This window comes from Candidatus Defluviibacterium haderslevense, assembly GCA_016712225.1.
Taxonomy (GTDB): Bacteria; Bacteroidota; Bacteroidia; order Chitinophagales; family Saprospiraceae; genus Vicinibacter; species Vicinibacter haderslevensis.
The window spans coordinates 2,661,022-2,680,318 of sequence record JADJRL010000003.1 but is presented as its reverse complement, the minus strand read 5'-3'; the positions used below and the strand labels follow the sequence as shown (position 1 = coordinate 2,680,318).

General features: G+C 33.3%; 15 protein-coding genes. 3 read left to right on the top strand and 12 right to left on the bottom strand.

The features are described from left to right. Nucleotides 1-57 precede the first annotated feature (57 nt). The 3 genes from IPK88_10540 to IPK88_10530 form a co-directional block, all read right to left on the bottom strand. On the bottom strand, nucleotides 58-555 hold the full coding sequence (locus IPK88_10540) for a DUF664 domain-containing protein (GenBank protein MBK8243853.1): 498 nt from the start codon (nucleotides 553-555) through the stop codon (nucleotides 58-60). A gap of 146 nt (nucleotides 556-701) precedes the next feature. Continuing rightward, entirely contained in the window at nucleotides 702-3,788 is a 3,087-nt protein-coding gene (locus IPK88_10535; protein MBK8243852.1) for a T9SS type A sorting domain-containing protein, read from the bottom strand. A gap of 278 nt (nucleotides 3,789-4,066) precedes the next feature. Further along, nucleotides 4,067-4,813, bottom strand: coding sequence for a CPBP family intramembrane metalloprotease (locus tag IPK88_10530; GenBank protein MBK8243851.1), 747 nt, complete (start codon nucleotides 4,811-4,813; stop codon nucleotides 4,067-4,069). 232 nt (nucleotides 4,814-5,045) lie between these two features. On the opposite strand from IPK88_10530, the gene IPK88_10525 reads away from it, so the two are divergent. After that, entirely contained in the window at nucleotides 5,046-7,124 is a 2,079-nt protein-coding gene (locus IPK88_10525; GenBank protein MBK8243850.1) for a CotH kinase family protein, read from the top strand. A gap of 122 nt (nucleotides 7,125-7,246) precedes the next feature. Here the strand turns inward: IPK88_10525 and IPK88_10520 are convergent, their stop codons facing one another. Then, the gene (locus tag IPK88_10520; protein ID MBK8243849.1) at nucleotides 7,247-8,428 is read right to left on the bottom strand and encodes a thiolase domain-containing protein; all 1,182 of its coding nucleotides are present in this window, start codon (nucleotides 8,426-8,428) and stop codon (nucleotides 7,247-7,249) included. A 419-nt stretch (nucleotides 8,429-8,847) separates the two neighbouring features. Between IPK88_10520 and IPK88_10515 the strand changes: the two genes are divergently transcribed. Together IPK88_10515 and IPK88_10510 are read left to right on the top strand one after the other, a co-directional pair. Continuing rightward, nucleotides 8,848-9,435 carry a PorT family protein gene (locus IPK88_10515; protein MBK8243848.1) on the top strand — a complete coding sequence of 196 codons (588 nt, stop codon included), beginning with the start codon at nucleotides 8,848-8,850 and terminating at the stop codon, nucleotides 9,433-9,435. 716 nt (nucleotides 9,436-10,151) lie between these two features. After that, complete coding sequence (locus IPK88_10510) at nucleotides 10,152-10,739, top strand: PorT family protein (GenBank protein MBK8243847.1); 588 nt, start codon at nucleotides 10,152-10,154, stop codon at nucleotides 10,737-10,739. 252 nt (nucleotides 10,740-10,991) lie between these two features. Here the strand turns inward: IPK88_10510 and IPK88_10505 are convergent, their stop codons facing one another. From IPK88_10505 to IPK88_10470, 8 genes are all read right to left on the bottom strand, one after another. Beyond that, on the bottom strand, nucleotides 10,992-11,624 hold the full coding sequence (locus tag IPK88_10505) for a carbonic anhydrase (GenBank protein ID MBK8243846.1): 633 nt from the start codon (nucleotides 11,622-11,624) through the stop codon (nucleotides 10,992-10,994). A gap of 441 nt (nucleotides 11,625-12,065) precedes the next feature. Then, entirely contained in the window at nucleotides 12,066-12,746 is a 681-nt protein-coding gene (locus IPK88_10500) for a hypothetical protein (protein ID MBK8243845.1), read from the bottom strand. Nucleotides 12,747-12,872: 126 nt separating this feature from the next. Continuing rightward, nucleotides 12,873-13,088 carry a DUF4287 domain-containing protein gene (locus tag IPK88_10495; GenBank protein MBK8243844.1) on the bottom strand — a complete coding sequence of 72 codons (216 nt, stop codon included), beginning with the start codon at nucleotides 13,086-13,088 and terminating at the stop codon, nucleotides 12,873-12,875. Nucleotides 13,089-13,113: 25 nt separating this feature from the next. Next, the gene (locus IPK88_10490; protein MBK8243843.1) at nucleotides 13,114-13,446 is read right to left on the bottom strand and encodes a DUF1801 domain-containing protein; all 333 of its coding nucleotides are present in this window, start codon (nucleotides 13,444-13,446) and stop codon (nucleotides 13,114-13,116) included. 103 nt (nucleotides 13,447-13,549) lie between these two features. Beyond that, nucleotides 13,550-14,923 (bottom strand): hypothetical protein, encoded by a 1,374-nt coding sequence (locus IPK88_10485; GenBank protein MBK8243842.1) that lies wholly within the window; start codon nucleotides 14,921-14,923, stop codon nucleotides 13,550-13,552. Between the two features lie 350 nt (nucleotides 14,924-15,273). Further along, entirely contained in the window at nucleotides 15,274-17,985 is a 2,712-nt protein-coding gene (locus IPK88_10480; protein MBK8243841.1) for a cation-translocating P-type ATPase, read from the bottom strand. Nucleotides 17,986-18,161: 176 nt separating this feature from the next. Further along, a complete protein-coding gene (locus IPK88_10475; GenBank protein MBK8243840.1) occupies nucleotides 18,162-18,608 on the bottom strand; it encodes a DUF2059 domain-containing protein in 447 nt (148 codons plus the stop codon). 62 nt (nucleotides 18,609-18,670) lie between these two features. Then, nucleotides 18,671-19,135, bottom strand: a complete 465-nt coding sequence (locus tag IPK88_10470; GenBank protein MBK8243839.1) for a hypothetical protein — start codon at nucleotides 19,133-19,135, stop codon at nucleotides 18,671-18,673. Between the last annotated feature and the right edge of the window lie 162 nt (nucleotides 19,136-19,297).

Genomic DNA, 19,297 nt, shown 5'->3' with positions numbered 1-19,297 from the left:
GAAATACTTAGCTAATAAATGCTAATAAGCTTAATAATATATCAATACTTGCTAGGCTTATTGTTCCAGATCAGCAGAAGTTCCATAGGTAGCTGGTAACGGGACATTCAATAATCTTAAATAAACCGTCAATTGTCCTCTGTGGTGATACAAATGATTCATACACCATGAACGTACTACATTAGCTTTTGGCATGGTAAAATAGATCATTTCACCATTGCGCATCGTCCAGGGCTTTTCAAATTCTGACTCCGGCGTTTCATTCAATATTTTTTCTGCCTGTTCAACCAATCTATCGTGCAGATCCAATAGTTCTTCTGTAGAGTTCAAAGTTTTTGGTGTAAAATCACCTTTTGAAAAATCGAGCTCATCTAAAATTAAACATTCTTTCCACCAACCGCTAATTTCTGCTACGTGTCTAGCCAATCGACCTAAGGACATGGATTTCTCATGTGGTTTAAAATCAGATTTTTCAAATGGAACAAGGGCCAATAGATTTCTTGTACTGGCAGCTTCTTGTTTAAGTTCTGCTAATATGGTTTGATTTAAGTTCATATATTTTTATTTAATGGGCTGCAAATAAAAGAAAATTAAACCATATTATAATATAAAAATCCTAAGAAAACATTTCATTTCCTTAGGATTTATTCGAATTTGATGCACGAATGTGCTTTACACTTCTAGAATTTTTCTAACTGTTTTTAATCATTTACTATTTCAACTCGTTTAACCATTGTGCTTCCATCTGATAGAAATATCCTTACGAAATAAATACCATTGGTTAACCTTGAAGCATGAACTGGTATGCTTTGTTTGCCGTTTACCAATTGAACAGCTGTACTATAATTTATTTTTCCCATCAAGTCAATTATTTGTACTGTAGCCATAGTATTTTGACGACTTTGCATTGCTATAGTAAATGCTCCTGAATTCGGATTGGGATTGATCTCAAATGATATTGGACTTATTGTAGGGTCATTTGATGATGATAATTTTTCAATTGTATTTAATGTTGTATTTGTTGAAATAGGCGTATTAAAATCAAAATAAATATCTGCACTATTTCTAATTTTTGTTAATTCAGATAAATTGCGATTTGTATTCACTGTAAATGTGAAGAAACCATTGCTTAAATCTTCACTAAATGATTTTGGATATAGGTTAATATTATCGAATGTAAATAATATTTTTCCTTTTTCATTTATCGAAACTTGAACTGGATGAGAGTTATATACTGGTTTCAAACTTCTCCAATTTAAATTTGGATCTAGCTTGACTTCTACCTCAACTTTTCTGGCATAATAAGTTCCTTCATTTTGAAAATGAACCATGTATTCTAATATGGTATCAGTCTTTGAAATAAATCCTTCTGAGCCCTTTCCTTGAGGTAATACTTCCATGAAATTTGGGTCATATGAACCTACAACGATATCCTTAAATAAGTTTTTATTGTTCCAAGGTGAATAGTCATTGAGCCAATTACTAATGGGTGCTTCATATGCGCATTCTGCATCAAACCATAATTCCGTATTTAATGGAATATTAGCAGGTACTTGATAAGTTATCTGAAAAAGTTTTGCATTGCCCTCTTGGACAGGTCCCAGATTAGTAACTTTATAAGCACCGGCTTTAACATCTGGGATAAAATGTCCACTTGGACTAAATTGAGCATCACTCAATTGATAATCGGTACCATAATTTGCTATCACATCATTCTCAGGTATTGTTCCATCATTTGATATTATCATTTTCTGTGAATATTCAAATCCAGGTATGGGGCATTTGGCTGGCCATGTACTGATATGTATATCCCTCAAAGGATTGCTTTCGTTCGCAAAATCATAGTTGAGTGTACAGCCACTTGATGCTGTTGTATTAATGATTAAATTATTGTTTTGACATGAAGACAAAGGATATTGGTATTGTATCCTTTCACTTAATGTGTATGATCCCGATGGCACTCTAAATGCGTAATCCCCATTGGCATCTGTATAGGTGTATCCAAATTGCGAAAGATGCATTTGAATATTTGATATCCCGGATTCTCCCGGATCTTTGATGCAATTATTATTTACATCGTGAAATACATTTCCTTGAATGGTGCAATAACAAAAATCCGTTCCTGCATTATAATTTACATAAACATATGAATAAGCAGTGCATCCTAAAGCATCTGTTACAAATAAATAATAATAGCCTTGGGTTAAATTATTATTATTAACTGTTGTTACGCCATTTGACCAATTAAATTTGTACGGTGGTGTTCCACCAGTAACATTGGTAATGATCGATCCATCATTCGAAAAAATACATGAAGTTGGAGTTGTAGCGTGAGAAATTTGAATTGGCGATTCTGAATTCACAGAAAGATACTTTGTAACTTGACATCCATTGGCATCTGTTATCGTCACATCGTAAGACCCAGCAGAAAGATGATTGATGGTTGATGTATTTGATAAATTACTCCATTGGTATTGATAAGGCGCTGTGCCCCCAATAACAGTTGTTGCTATTGAACCATTTGCCGCAAGACATGTTGCATTTTGAATATTAAAACTAGGTGTGATTTGAAATTGTGGTAATATCCGAACAGTTCCTATTCTTTTGCAGAAGTTTGCATCAGTCACAATAAATCCATAATCTCCCGGTGGAACATTTTGTAATTGTACACCGGTTTGTTTTGGGAACGTATTCCAAACTATATCATATGGCGCTAGTCCACCTTGAATACCTAATGTAGCTGAGCCACTTGGAGAAGTACAAGAGCTAACGGTCTGATTTAATATTTTAACTTGCACTGGAGAAAAATTTTCTATTCTACCATATCCAATCCCGGAACATCCATCAGCATCAATTACATTGACATAATAGAATCCCTCTGACATATTTTTTATTTCTTGGGTTAATTGACCATTATTCCAAGCATATGAATAGGGCGGTTTTCCACCTGAACCAAATGCAATGAGACTTCCATCATTATTACTGCACGTTGTATTGGTAGGCACTGTGTTGGCATTTATAATTTTCGATTGACGGATATAAAAACTTTGTCGATTGTTGCACCCTTGAGCATCAGTTACCGTAACTTTATAATTACCAGCTATCAAAGATTGTACAGCGTTAGCCGTGGATTGATTAAACCATTTGTAAGTGAATGGCGCCAATCCTCCTGATAAATTACTTATCGTTGCTGTACCATTTGTGCAATTTGCTTCTGTTGTTAGAACCGTATAAGTAAACCCGGGATCATTATACACATAAACAGAAGATGAATCATCTAATTGACTCCATACGCAACCATTTGCATCTGTAATTTCTGCAGTATAAGAACCACTTTGCAACCCAATCGGATTCATGCTTCCAACAACCATGTCGCTTTCATCTTTCCATATATAAGTGTATGGAGCCACACCACCAATAACAGTCGCAGTAACAATGCTCAACTCAGGACATTTTTTACGAATCACATTAAAGTCTACCTTAAAGGGTAAATCGCTTTGAAAAAATCCAGAACCATTGTAATTGTTGTTGATATCATATGTAATTGCATTAATACTTCCACCTTTGTAGAAAAAAAAGGTATCTGTTGTATTTGTAACTTTATGAATTTCTGGTGTTGAGTAATAGCCCCATTGAATCGTAGTTTGGATAAGTGGATTCAAGCCATGAGCAACAACAATGCCATCCGCATTGCATGGAGCTTTAAACAAGCTAATCGAAAAGTTGCCTTGAGCTACTAAGTCGAAGCATAAAAAAATGCTGAGTAATGTTAACAAATTTGTTTTCATGATTTCTAATATTTACTGAATGAATAATAAATTGAACTTATCATTAAGTTCATTTAACCATCATATCCTTAAAAAGTATCTCGCGTTGCAGAAAAAACGAAAAAATGTTTTGAAGCTTGGATTATAAGCCTAGAAGAAGGGTTTCTTAGTTTAATTTAATCATAAATCAAACTTGAAGTTGGACTTGAAGGAAGTAGAATAAAATTACAGATTAGTTAATTCGGTTTTATCCTTTGAGCTAGAATGTATGTAATTAATTACATCAATACGAATTCTAATTAAATTGAATCCTTAGTAACAAGCGGTGTTTTCCAAAATGTACCAATTCCTAACCACACTGCAATCGTAAGCCCACCCATCAACATTTTAGTATTATTGTCTGTTTCATTCATGTTAAATAACGAAGTAACTAAACAATGTAATCCTCCGGTCGTAAAATACGATTTGGACTCCTCTGCAAATTTACCGATCAAAAAAGCGCTTAGCAAACAAAGCAGCAGAAACCCCGTCCATCCAAAAGGATCGTTAAATGGAAAATGCCATGCCCACCACATAACACCTAATACTGTAAATCGAATGTAAATACTTAAAGGTCTGAGTGCATCTTGAAGGTATCCTCGCCAAAATATTTCTTCACATGTGGAATACACTAATATGATCATCACAAATGTAAATGCATATATATGTTTGTCCCATCCCATGGTATTATCAATTCCAAAAATAGTAAGCACAATCAAGGGTACAAGTGCAATCAGTGTATTCTTGTAGGTGTGATTGCCAAAAAAATCAATACTTTTTTGATGCAAGACATCAAACTTAAAGGCAACTAAAGCAGCAATTAAAGTCCCCAAACAAGCTGGCAGAAACGTTAATTGAGCGATTATCGTACCTCCTGTAAATTCAAGGTAATATGGATTAGCAATACTACTATTAAAAGGTAATGCAATGACTACAGCTATCATGTAATAGAGAAATATCCCTTTCCAATTAATTTGATCAGCACCTTTAAACAATTGATTATTCATGAATTACAAATATTAATTTGGGTTTGTGGTAATTTAAAACTCACGCTATATCATAATGCACAAATATAAATGATCTACTACTCCTTTTTACGAATATAAAATTCATATCAGAATTATCCAATAGACTTCATTTACCAATAAAGCAAAGAATCCCTCTTTGATCTCAAGTATTGATTAAAAAAAGATTTTTTTTAAAAAATGATTTATATTTGAGACCTTAAATTTGACCAAATTGATAAAATCTTTCCGACTTCTTGCATTTATAATTTTTTGTAACACACTATTCGGACAGGTTTACACCTCAAATAGTTCAGGTCCAATTCTTGATGATGGCACAAGTATAACAGAATTTCCAATTGACATAAAAGATTTAAGTCCCGATCAAATCGATTCAAGCTTTGGATTAATCAAAATTTGCATCAACCTAAATCATCCATCCATGGATCAATTGGAATTATGGCTTACGTCTCCTGGAGGTCAAAAAGTATTATTAACCACAGGACTTGGGGGATCCGATTTTCAGGGATGCTTAGACATGAAATCTAACAATTTTATCGCTAATAATTGGGGACCATATACAGATACTTACAGACCCATTAGAAATTTTGGTCATTTGAATTCTAAAGTCTCTGGTAATGGTACCTGGCGTTTATTAATAAAAGATCGTTATCCGAGCCAATCAGGAATACTTAATTCGTGGTCTTTAAGTTTTGGAATGACGCCACCTAAACCTTCTAAGCCCTACCTACAAAGTAAACTTCCCATCATTAGAATCAATACTTTGGGTGAAAATATATTGGACGATCCTAAAAGAATTGTCGATTTTGAATTGGTTGATAATCCCATTCAAGGCTTTAATGGATTTCATGATTCCGCAATTCTAAAAGCAAAAATCGGTATTGAATTAAGAGGATCAAGCAGTCAATGGTTTCCTAAAAAGTCCTACGGTTTTGAATTTGTTGATTCGTTGGGAATTGAAACCAAAATAGGATTACTAGGAATGCCGGAAGAAAGTGATTGGATACTAAGTGCAAATTTCACGGATAAAAGCTTTATGAATAATGTATTGGCGTATGATCTCTATCGCGATTTGGGTCGATACGCAAGTCGGGTCCGTTATGTAGATTTAGTCATTAATGATGAACATCAAGGTCTTTACGTTTTAATGGAAAAAATAAAACAAGATAAAAATCGAGTAGACATTTCTAAACTTACACTTGAAGATACTTCAGGTGTGCAACTCACAGGAGGTTATATATTTAAAATCGATAAAGGAACAGGAGGCAATGGTGCCGGTTGGATTTCCAATTTTCCACCTAACATTCATCCCTTCAATCAAATCATTTATTATCAATATCATTATCCAACAGATGATAAAATGAATGATCAACAAAAAAAATACATTACTCAATTTGTTGATTCTTTTGAACAAACATTATACTACGATACGCTAATCCAAAAAGATAAGGGTTGGAGAAAATATGCAGATGAAGCATCTTTCATACACTATTTCTTATTGAATGAATTAAGTAGAAACACAGATGGTTATAGACTCAGTACCTATTTGTATAAAACCAGGGATGATAAAGGCGGAAAACTAACCATAGGACCACCCTGGGATTATGATATAGCATTTGGAAATATCAATTATTGTTCAGGTGAACAGACTTCCGGCTGGGCTATAGATTTTGGAAACGTCTGTCCTGGAGATAATTGGCAGTTACCTTTTTGGTGGGATAAATTATTAAGTGATTCGCTTTTTATTAATAATTTACAATGTGAATATTCAAAACTCCGCGCTACAAGTTGGAGTAATAAAGCCTTAGAAAATCGAATCAACAATTATGAACTTGAAATCCAAGATGCTGCCGAAAAAAATTTTGATTTGTGGTCCATACTTGGTTTATATATTTGGCCAAATCCTTATCCATTTCCATCTACTTTCCATAATAATGTCAACAGTCTAAAAAGGTGGCTGATTAAAAGATTGGAGTGGATGGATAACAATATGCCGGGGCTTTGCATTCTTACCAATATAAGTGACAAGAACAATAAAACAATCGAGGAAGATTACACGATCTATCCAAATCCTTGTAATGATGAAATCAATATTAAAATTTCCAATTTGAAATCATCTGCAAAAAAAATAAACATTTATAATATGCAAGGATTTGTTGCTACTTCTGTTAATGCTAATGGTGGGGATAATTTTTATATATCTTCGAAAAACTTGCCTTCAGGCATTTATTTATCTAAGATCATTTGTGAAAATGGTTCTTCTTTTCAAAAAACATTTTCCATATTACATTAATACAACAAGCCATTTCCTAAATAAAAAAACTTTCTAAAGCTGGTTATTAGTCTTTGATTTAAGATTCAAGTGAATTTTACATGCAAGCATTTAGAATTTATATTGACCAAATAATTAAGTCATTATTGCTTAACCAAGACGTGAGTTAAGATCGTAGAAGCAGTACCACCGATACTCTGAATTAAACCAATACGAACGTCCTTCTTTAATTGATTATCGCCGCCAAGACCTGTTAATTGCATATAGGCTTCTACTGCTTGATAGACGCCGGAAGCTCCGATCGGATGTCCTCGTGCTTTAAGTCCACCAAAAGTTGCTATAGGTATACTTCCATTTGGTGTAATCTCTTCCTCTACAGCAAGTTTCCAACCCTCACCTTTTTTTGCAAATCCCAAGGCTTCAAGTGTCAACGTTGCAATGATAGAATAGGCATCATGCAATTCGAAAAAATCAATATCATCAATACTTATTCCTGCCACATCCAATGCTTTCAATCCAGAACGTTTGATACCAGCAGCTTCCAATGGATCTACTCTATTAGCAATACCCACAAAATCAGTAGCAGAAGTGGAAGCTGTTATTTTGACCTGTGGTCTGTTGTTGTGATTCAATGGTGGATACTTAGACAAAATAACTGCAGCACTCCCATCACAAATGGGTGAAGCATCATAAATTCTCAAAGACTCACTTATAAATTTTGCATTGACATAATCTTCAATAGTAATTTCTTTGTGAAGTAACGCATTCGGATTCTTGTTAGCATTGTGATGTGCATTTACACCAAACATGGCAAAGAGATCGGGCGAAATTTTATAAGTGTCCAAATAACTTTGCATGAGTCCTGCATTTAATGTTAGAAATGAAGCTCCTTGTCCACCTTCAATTTCCCAATCCGAAGCCGTAGCTATCGAATCTGTTATAAAGGTTTTATCATGATGACTCATCTTTTCTAATCCACACACTACCACAGTATCGCACATCCCACTCATAATGGCCATATATCCGTTACGGAGAGCTGCACCACCAGAGCCACACGCCGCCTCCAGTGTTACTGCTTCTGTCCCATTCAATCCCGCAGCTCCCGCTACAATAGAACCTAATTGCTGTTGGTGTGAAATTAATCCGGAGAGCATATTTCCGATATAGATCGCATCCACTTGTTCGATTCCCGCATCATTCATAGCATCCCGGATCGCTTTTGCTCCCATTTCACGAATACTAAGTGCTGATTGCTTCTCAACCTTAAGTTGTGCAGCGCCAATGATGTAAACTCCTGGTTTTTGAAAATTATCTGTCAAGATCATTTACTGTTTATGCAAATATAATCAATATGAAACAAGCTATGATAATTTATTAAACAAATATCTTAACTTGCTACTTTCACCCATATATCCTTACTTTTCAAATTCACACAGTGGCAATTCTTAGTTGGCAAATAGGTAAGCGTTCCTAAACTTAAATAATATCAAAAAGCACATAACATGGACATTGCAATACCATCCTAATAATGTTATAATAAAAATAAAACTATCACTTTGATTCATAAAATAAATATCCAATATTGAATCCATATAATCCCCTTCACAATTATTAAAATATTAAAACCACTAATTTAAAATTAAAAAAATATGGTGTTTATGAACTTTAATAAATATAACTGCGTTAAAAAACTAAATAAACCATGGAATAATTCAATTTTTTTATACTTATAAAAATTAAAATTATGAAAATTTATTTAAGTATTGCATGTTTGACAATATTTTTGACAACTGCATCAAATGCTCAATATGTTAACTTGGGTATCAAAGGAGGATTCAATCTTTATACTATTAAAAGTGACAACAATGCACTATCAAAATTGAAACCCGGATTCAATATTGGCTACCTGGGTCATATTCATTTCACAAAACATTTTGCATTACAACCTGAATTATGGTTCTCAACTCAAGGTTATAAATATAATCTGAGTTCTGGAGATGAAGGCACCTTAAAATTAAATTATCTAAATCTACCTGTGCTCTTCCAATTTATGTTTAATAGAGGATTTAGACTTCAAGCCGGACCGCAACTGGGTCTTCTTGTGTTCGCTAAATCAAAAAACAATAATAACAGTATAAACTCTAAAGATAACTTTAATACAATAGATTTTGCAATAACTACAGGCTTTAGTTATGTAAATCCACCAACAGGATTTGGTGGCGATTTAAGATATAATTTTGGAGTTAGTAATATTAATAAATATGGAACAGTCAAATCCATTAATAGTGGCTTGCAATTGGGAATATTTTATTTATTAAAACACAGAAGTTAATTATCCTTTACTTTGAATAAATAATAGGTCTGCAATAATGTAGACCTATTTTTTTAATTAAACATTTAAAATCTTATTTTCTATTTAACTTGTAATATCAAACAAAATAGTACTGATACTAAATCAAAAGCCTAAATATTACAAAAGTAAAAGTTACACTTAAATAAAAATATTTTCCTAAGTTAGTATTAAGTTCAAGAATTTTAATATCATGAATCCAGTCCTCAATAACATTTGTTAATCAAAAATACATTTACGCTTTACATGCTATAAATGAACCACCATTTTTGAATTAATTTGCATTTGTTTAGTGATCTAATATTGAACTATTAAAAGGGTAGAAATGATATATTTCAAAAAAATATGATAATTCTACGATAACCATCCTTACAAATCAATCGATTGGATATACAATCCTCATTTCTGATTTAAATTACTTTTCTTTACTTAAATGATATACAGAAGAATCCCATTAAACTATAAGTAAAAATATAACTGTGTGATTAAAATCATAAAATCAATACAACAATAAACCAATAATAAATTACATAATTCAAATATTTTCTAATATCATTCACACATTAATAAATAAAAATAAAATAAACTTGAATTAAATTAATAAATAGGCAATAGCAATGAACCTATATAAAACAACATACGTTACTTGACAAAATATACAACCATATCATTTATTTAAATATAAAAAAATACAAATTATGAAATTTTACTTAACTATTGCATGCTTCATATTCATATTGATAACTGCAACAAATGCTCAACATGTTAACTTAGGTATTAAAGGAGGACTTAACCTTTATACAATTAACAGCGACAACAATTCAGAATCAAAATTAAAAGCTGGATTCAATGTAGGATTATTAGGACATATACATATTAAAAGTCATTTTGCAATACAACCTGAATTGGTGTTCTCTACTCAAGGCTATAGATACAATCTAAGTTCCGGAGGTAAAGAATCCTTAAACCTAAATTATATCAACGTACCTGTGTTATTTCAATATATGTTTAATAATGGACTTAGACTTCAAGCTGGACCTCAACTAGGTATACTTGTATGGGCTCATTCAAAAAACAACAATAACAGCATTAACACTAAGGACAATTTTAACATTTTGGATCTGAGTCTAGCAGCTGGAGTTAGCTATGTACATCCACCATCTGGTTTTGGTGTGGATGCAAGATATAACTTTGGCGTTAGCAACATTAACAAATATGGAACTGTTAAATCAAATAATAGTGGTTTACAGTTAGGCTTATTCTATTTACTCAAACATAGAAATTAAAATATCCCACATCTAAAATCATAAAGGGTTGACTATATAGTTGATCCTTTTTTTTTAAAAATATTTACAACTTAAACCATCTCTAAAATTCAAAAACAGGTAAAACTGAAATTAATACTTTTTGAATAAAATTTAAATGCCTTCAAACAAAAAATTAGGGAATGAAACTCACCCAACTCATTATAATACTTTCAAGCTAACAACTTAGCCCAAAATAATTAAGTTCAAATCATAAGCTACACACAAAAAAAATTAATCAAAAAAAGTAACTTTTCCGTTTTCTAAGTTGTAATAAGCCCCAACAATTTTAACTTGATTCTTCTTAACTAATTCTTCTATTACTGGACTCCGTTTAAGTATATCATCAATAGTTCGCTTGACACTATTTTTTGAAGTCTCATCTAACATAAGTTTTTTATCTTCGTTCTGGACAATAGCAGGTTTAATTTGATTGACCAGTTGAGTTAAATGGCCCAATTCAACATCATCTACGGCTCCCTTTACAGCACCACAATGATTATGACCGATAACAACTATTAGTTTACTCCCCTTAACTTTTGTAGCAAATTCCATACTCCCCAAAATATTTTGATCTTCAATATTTCCAGCATTTCTTGCTACAAATATATTTCCAATTCCTTGATCAAAAATAATTTCGGGTGGGATTCTACTATCCAGACAAGATAATATTAAAGAATGTGGATGTTGATCACTTTTAGTATGTTCGATTTGACTCTTATAATCTGTATTAATAGGTTTGTTTTGTAGAAATCGCTTATTTCCATCCTTAAGTTCTAAAATGGCCTCATCAGGTGTGTTTATAGTAAGGGTTTCATGCTTTGAATTCGAACTGCTGGCATGTGTCTTATGTGTTCCACATTTCATAAAACTACTACATATTAGTAGGATTATGCAAATTTTTGTTAGTTTTTTCATTACAATAAATTATCTATTTTATAATATGTGACTCTTTGTCATATTAATGATTACATTTCAATCCCTCAAAATAAATAAAGCTCAACTAAGTAATTTAATGTGTGGGACTAAAATTTAAACAATCAAAAATAAACTAGAATGGTTTGCTTGACTAGGTTTGCTTAAATCGTTTTGCCCCTCATTCAAATGTGAAAGTAATCAATATAACTTAATTGATTACCCCATAATCTATAATTAATAAAATAGAGTTTGCTTTTAATAAACCCAAAAAAAAATTAAAGAAAAAATTCTAGAAATAAGAGCATATTTCAACTTTAAGAATATCTTCTTTCAATCGAATCAACCATTTATGGCCATTGACAAGTGAAAAACCAATAGTTTGATGCTCTTTTATGTAGCTTTACTTCTTAATAATTGTCTGATTGCAGCCAAATGCGAAAGCAATACGAGTGGAACAACACAAGAAGGTAACCCATTAAATGGCGCATGCAAAACAGCTATATTGGGTTGATCAAAAGCGAGTTGCTGAAATGGAAATGGGGCAGAAAGAACCGCATGAACAACAATATTGAATAGAAGTCCTAAACAAATGAAATTCCAAATCAATAATAACCTTGTATTGAATTGTTTTTTGACAAAACCAAGGTAATAAATTATAGGAGCTGTCAATCCAGATACTATGTCATAATTCCTTCCTTCAAAAGTCATCAATTCAGGAACTGCCTTATATACATATAATCCATACAATACGAGCTCAACAGGAATTCTAACTATATGCAACATCGTAAGTATTCTTAAATTCAACCCATCAATAAATAATCTGCCATTCGTAGTTGAGAATAATACTCCAATAAAAATAAAAGGAGGCAAGATTAATAACAAGAACCTAGGTGGAAAACCTTCAGTTATGGTATAAAATCCAGTTGTTCCAATGATGAATTGCAAAATCAACCATGATAGTAAAATGATCAAGGTGAATTTTGATTGATTAGCGGCCCAATAAAATATTCCAATCGTAAATAAGGTCGTTAGTCCAAAAAAAATATTTAAATAATTTGGAATTTGTTCCATAATTCATGATTTTATAAAAAATATATTCCACCCATTGACTTGGTAATTATTGATATTATTTGGCTTCTATTTGCAACAATTAAGTAATTGGTTAAAAAAAATGAAATTCATCTTATATAATTCATACTATTTATCCTTCACCCACCCTTTAGACTTAAACACAGCCCAAATGGCCATAGCATGTCCATGTCCCAACTGATAATTTTCTTTTAGCCATAGCACAAGTTCAGTTGCTTTCATATCAGATCTGAGTATTCCTTCCTGATCCATTTGATTTTTAAAATCTTCAGGTGTTTTACCCGTTTTGGTTTTAATATTATCGATATAAGCTTGAAATGACATGATTCAATAGATTTTTATAAATAAATTATTTTGTTGTTTCTTGTATCCACTTTTTAACTATATCAGTTAAGTTGACTTTGCCTTGCTCGATTTCTCCTGCATTTCGAAAAGTCGCAACTGCCCGATCACTCGTCTTCCAAATCAATAATCCAGAATCATCTTCTATTATTCTATTCTTTGGCAGTTCCTGTACTTTTGCGCCCCGATGAAAAATGAGTTGTATTTGTTTAGGAGGCTGAACTCTCATGGTAATACGATCTTCATTATTTATGCAATAATTAGGTCCGTTCCATTTAATATTCTCGGTAATCCTTACATCTGAGTTCAAAATGAATTCACGCAAATTCTCAATTTCCATTCTTAATGGGTGATTTAACTCATCAAGAAATGTACTTACTTCAGCGCTTTTATGTTTCACAATTTATTTTTAACAGATTTTAATACATTCATATCTATTGGAACTAATTCATGAATATCCATTTGGATGTACAAATACTTTTTTGGTTTTGCAAAATGGTTAGCAAATATATACCATTATCGATTCCATCAATATTTATTCCAGCTTCTTGCCCAAATAAATTCCTAATCAATTTGATCGGCTGACCTAAATAATTATAAAAAATCAAAGTAGCATCATTCATTTCAAAAGATGTATTCAATATTGCTTCTGAATTTAAACTTAGTTTGTGAATTGACATTAGACCTTTATCGGATTTCATTTTATTTGTAGTAGCAGAGACAACTGGGCAAATATTTTTTGATTGCACAGGGATAAATGAATTCACTGTAGTAAAGGACCCATAACCCAATTGACCATAATTATTCCTGCCACAAGCCCAGATGGTTCCATCTTCATGCAACAAAAGTGTATGCTCTCTGGTCGCTGTAGCATATATTATTTTTCCAGATCCCCATGAATTAATGACTTGCACAGGAACTGATCGATCTACTTTAGTGCCATCACCCAATTGTCCATCATTGTTTCCCCCACTATTTAATCCACTGGACCAAACAGATCCATCTCTTTTTACAAATACAGAATGTATTCCACCTGCATCAGCTTGGATGATATCTGACAAACCAATAATTTGAATTGCCACATTCTTGTCAATAGTACTACCATCTCCTAATTGACCGTAATTATTTCTACCGGCAGAAAATACACTTCCATCCTTTTTTACAAAAAGAGAATGCCATTCACCCGCAGAAATATGAACGATTTCCGTTAATCCTGTAATTAGAACCGGGCGATTCTTTGACGCGTTAGAACTATTTCCAAATTGCCCAAATCCATTATGTCCACATGCCCATACGGTGCCATCACTTTTTAAAAATAAAGAAAATTCTGCTCCAGCAGCCACTTGAACTATATCGCTCAATCCCATTATTTGAACAGGAACATTTTTAGAAACGTTTGTTCCATCTCCTAATTGTCCTGAACCATTTAATCCACAAGCCCATACGGTACCGTCATTTTTTAAAAAAAGGGAATGTTCTCCGCCACCCGCAGCCTGAATCACTTCATTTAAACCAATAACTTGGACTGCAAAACTCTTGTCGATATTGGTGCCATCACCAAGTGGACCATTATTATTCCGCCCAGATGCCCAAACGGTTCCATCACTTTTTACAAAAATCGAATGAAATAATCCTCCAGCTACCTGTTTGACTTGGGATAAATTAACAACCGAGACACCCGAATGCTGCTCCATAATATTACCATTGCCCAATTGACCATAACCATTATAGCCCCATGACTTTACTGTACTATCTGAACACAACACTATGGAATGTCGGCCGCCGGTTGCAATAACTTGGGCTTTTATTGATAACAAAACACAAAATGAATAAATGCAAATAAATATTAAGCAAGATTTTATTTTCATACCTACAAATATATTGCAAAAATCCCAAATCATGCATTAGGTTTCGTTATGAAAATAAAAAGATCAACTTGCCCGCGTGCACAACAGGCGAGAGAAAAAGGTTGTTCGCGGAATAATTTTTCCCCAATTTTCTGGAATAATTAAATAAATAATTCTTATTTAATTCAATACTAGCACTAGTATAAAAAGTGATTGTCTCGTTATAGAATTGGATTTCGCGAAGAGGTTATAAGCAGACAATATTTTATTATCAATTTGAACTATCATTTTGAATTGGTTTTTTTAGGTGTCAGACTCCGCTATAGAAAAAATTGAGTACCTGATCGTGTTTTATTTCTGCGCGCTACAATGATTTTATATCCTTGTGCTAAAACCAACGGAATCAATGCGGCCAAAATGGATACTAACCACACCTTTGCCGGTAGTATAGTTAAACCTAACACTAAACGCATCTGAGGTATAGCATAAACCACCGCCATAAGCCCAGTGCAAATTAAAAAAGCTATCCATACAAATTTATTTTTTGTTATTTCATTCACTAATAATTTTGAGTGTATAGATGACATATTGAACACATGAAAGAGTTGCGCAAATGCAAGTGTGATAAACGCTACATTGTTTGCAATTTTGGCATCTGTAGAAATAGTTTGTTTGCAATAAATTACGGCAGCAATTACTGCAAAGGTTATGGCACCAGCATATAAAGAAATTGCAATCCAATTTCTGTTAGAAACTATTGGATCTTTCGGGTCTTTTGGTGGCTTGTCCATAATGGTGTTATCCCCTTTGCCTAATCCTAGAGCCAATGCCGGAAATATATCTGTAACCATATTTAAGAACAATATCTGTAAAGCAAGTAGCGTAGAGGCTGGTGCAATAAAACCCAAGGTAGTCACAATAAATATTTCACTCAAATTACAAGAGACGAGGTAGATTACGAATTTTTGTATGTTCTGAAATATCTCTCTGCCATGCGATACAGCCTTGGCAATGGATATAAACGAATCGTCCTTTAAAACTATGCTGGCAGTTTCTTTAGCTACCTGAGTACCCCTCATTCCCATAGCAATTCCAATATCTGATATTTTAAGTGCGGGTGCATCATTTACGCCATCACCAGTCATAGACACTATGTTGCCTGCATTTTGATAGATTTCTACTATCTCTAATTTTTGTTTTGGTGTGGCTCGAGCAAATACCGAGGTAGAAAGTATTCTTTCAATCCATTCCTCGGACAGTGATTCCATTGGAGGTATATCCATTCCGGTTATTACATTCTGTTCTAACTCATCTACTAATCCTACTTTTCTGGCAATGTTAAGCGCCGTTAAAGGATGGTCACCTGTAATCATTACAATTCTAATTCCCGCCTTTTTGCATGTAAGAATAGCTTCTTTAATATCCAATCGCGGTGGATCTAAAAAACCAATCATGGCTACGTAAACAAGTGAATTTAAAAAATCATCTTGGTTTAATTCCGCTTCCGCTCTATAAGCAAAAGCTAATACACGCAGACCATCAGCAGCCATTTTCTCAGATTCCTCGAGTATCTTTTTTCGTTCTGCTTCACTCAGATCTATTGTGGTGGTACCTATTTGCAACTTATTGCATTTCTCCAATAAATGCTCTACGGAGCCTTTTGCAGCAACAAATTTACCGTTTGCATTTTTGTGCAACGTCCCCATGATCTTGGTTTCAGAACTAAAAGGCATCTCACCAATTCTTTCATATGGTAACTTTAATTCTTCATAAGATGTACCCGATGCATTAGCGAGATGAATAAGTGCAATTTCTATTGGGTCGCCCAACAGTTTCGTTTTATCATTACTATCTTTAGCAGAAGCATTATTACATAGCGCACCTATTAATCTCAACTTTTGAAATGCTTCCTCACTTTTTTCAACTTTTCCTTTATCAAAAGTCAGTACATTATCTTTAATTTCAACCTTGAGTATTTCTTCGGGAAAACAAAAGGTATCTACATATATTTTGTTTTCTGTTAAAGTACCCGTTTTATCAGTCAATATCACATTGGTGCTTCCTAAAGTTTCTACAGCCGATAATTTTTTAACAATGACATTGCGCTTCGCCATCAAAAGCATACCATAGGCCAATGCTACAGTGGCTACTATAGGCAGGCCTTCAGGAAATGCAGCAACCGCCAAAGCGATAGAAGTCTCTATTATCAATACCCATTCTTTTCCTTGAATAAATCCTGTGATTGCAAAAACAGATGTCATCCCTAATGTAATCCATATCAGCTTTTTACTGAGAACATGAATTTTTTTATCCAGTGGTGTCTCTTCTTCTTTTGAATGTTCTACTAGGGCTGTGATGGTTCCTAATTGAGTATGCATTGCTGTTCCAATAATGACGGCTTTACCATTTCCATTCGTTACTGAAGTACCTTTAAACACCATGTTAACCTGGTCTCCAAGTACAGTATCTTTCGGAAGTTTTTCTGGATTTTTTTCTGACGGAAGTGACTCTCCTGTGAGAGAAGATTCATCGCACTGCAACTGATTGGATTCTGTAAGGTGCGCATCACCAGGAATCACATCACCAGCCTCTAATGAAATCATATCACCCGGTACCATTTTTTCAGATGGTATCTCTTGAATTTTTCCATCACGAATAACTTTTGAAAGTATCACATCCATTTCTTTCAGGGTATTCATTGAGTTGCGAGCCTGCAACTCCATTAGAAATCCGATGAGGGCATTAATGAAAATAACTACCAGGATAGCAATAGCTTCAATAAAATTATGAAAGTAGATCGTAACAACTACGGCAAAAAGCAACAAATAAACAATTGGACTTTTGAATTGCAGAAGTATCATTAACAAAATACTTTTCTGTTTTTGTGTTTGATAAATATTTGCACCAAACTCAATGGTCCGTTTTTCTGCTTCAATTTGACTTAATCCTGATGTAGCATCCGTTTGAAACTCTTGAAGAATTTCTTCAACAGAAAAAGTATGGGGATCTGATAATGGGTATTTGATTTTCATCTGTACTAATTAAGTGGCTTAATGTGTCTATGCTAGTGACTAATGGTTTTGGCATAGACGATAAACCGCCAAATCATTGGGCTCTAAAATTAGAGAATTCATTGATCTCTAATGATAAAACCAAAAGAGCACGATTAAGTTTCATGTTGGATTGCATTACATGCTATTGCACCTAATCAATTCCCTTTTTCCTTTAATTTATATGCAATTTCTTGCCCAATTTTCATCCCCCATTGTTGACCAACCTCCATAGATTCTTGCATAATCATAGACAAGTTTTTTGCATATTTTTTTCCAACTGGGGTTTGGTAAAATATGATCATTTCTTCTAGATCCACTTGAGTCATGTATTTTTGATAAACTGGCGCAAGCATTTCAACAAGTTTATCTATTGATGTATTTGAAAATTCTTTCTCAAACTCTTCCCAAACACTCGCTTCAACAAAAGGTGATTGTTCTTTAAATATTACAAACATTTGTTTAATTGCATACTGGTATGACTCCTCGGTTCCTGAAAGAGTAAACATCTTTTTTAATGTCTTGGTATAATCAGCATCAGTTTGTCCAAAAGAAAGTGCACTAAATGTAAGCGAGAATGCTAATGTTAAAATAAAATTTTTCATTTAATTAAGTTTAAACTGTGTATTAAAAATAGTATTGTTTTTTTGATGTTCAATAAATGCTTTTAGTTTCCTGCTTTATCCTGCAAAATACTAACTACTTGTTTTGGAATTTCGGAAGAAAAATCTATAGAGGAATAAGCATTGTTACTTTCATTTGTAGCAATTGGAAAATTAATAAAAGTTTTTCCATCGTAGTAACAGACCCCGCCACTAGTCCCAAACCAAAGTTTGCTTTTGTTATCTTCATAAATGCAAGAAACATCATTACTATTTAAACCGTCTTTCTCTGTAAAATTAGTAAAGGATTTTTCCTGCCCGATTGCGTCATTCAGGCGAGCATCGTAACGATACACCCCTCTGCCTGAAGCTGCAAACCAAATGTTTCCATTTTTATCTTTCAATGCAACAGAAACAATATCACTTTCTGGGTCAGAAGCAATAGAATTTCCAAGTGTTTTTGTTGTGTCTTGCCCTTTGCAGGAAACGATAAAAAGGAATAACAGAAAAAGCGAATAATTTTTCTTCATTTTCTAAAGCTGTTGAACTGTAAATCTCATTATGTTACACATTTTTTTTGTCTGTTTGTTTCTTGCAGTCGTTCAAAGTTTGTGGTGTCACCAAGCATGAAGCATAACTCAAAGACAAGTTGAACAAAGCTGGCAAATGAAACAGAGATAAGTGTAAGTCTT

Bases quoted from the DNA above. Each gene is read 5' to 3' on its own strand.
- IPK88_10540 (MBK8243853.1), bottom strand. From the start codon at position 555: ATGAACTTAAATCAAACCATATTAGCAGAACTTAAACAAGAAGCTGCC.
- IPK88_10535 (MBK8243852.1), bottom strand. From the start codon at position 3,788: ATGAAAACAAATTTGTTAACATTACTCAGCATTTTTTTATGCTTCGAC.
- IPK88_10530 (MBK8243851.1), bottom strand. From the start codon at position 4,813: ATGAATAATCAATTGTTTAAAGGTGCTGATCAAATTAATTGGAAAGGG.
- IPK88_10520 (MBK8243849.1), bottom strand. From the start codon at position 8,428: ATGATCTTGACAGATAATTTTCAAAAACCAGGAGTTTACATCATTGGC.
- IPK88_10515 (MBK8243848.1), top strand. From the start codon at position 8,848: ATGAAAATTTATTTAAGTATTGCATGTTTGACAATATTTTTGACAACT.
- IPK88_10510 (MBK8243847.1), top strand. From the start codon at position 10,152: ATGAAATTTTACTTAACTATTGCATGCTTCATATTCATATTGATAACT.
- IPK88_10505 (MBK8243846.1), bottom strand. From the start codon at position 11,624: ATGAAATGTGGAACACATAAGACACATGCCAGCAGTTCGAATTCAAAG.
- IPK88_10500 (MBK8243845.1), bottom strand. From the start codon at position 12,746: ATGGAACAAATTCCAAATTATTTAAATATTTTTTTTGGACTAACGACC.
- IPK88_10495 (MBK8243844.1), bottom strand. From the start codon at position 13,088: ATGTCATTTCAAGCTTATATCGATAATATTAAAACCAAAACGGGTAAA.
- IPK88_10490 (MBK8243843.1), bottom strand. From the start codon at position 13,446: ATGGAAATTGAGAATTTGCGTGAATTCATTTTGAACTCAGATGTAAGG.
- IPK88_10480 (MBK8243841.1), bottom strand. From the start codon at position 17,985: ATGAAAATCAAATACCCATTATCAGATCCCCATACTTTTTCTGTTGAA.
- IPK88_10475 (MBK8243840.1), bottom strand. From the start codon at position 18,608: ATGAAAAATTTTATTTTAACATTAGCATTCTCGCTTACATTTAGTGCA.
- IPK88_10470 (MBK8243839.1), bottom strand. From the start codon at position 19,135: ATGAAGAAAAATTATTCGCTTTTTCTGTTATTCCTTTTTATCGTTTCC.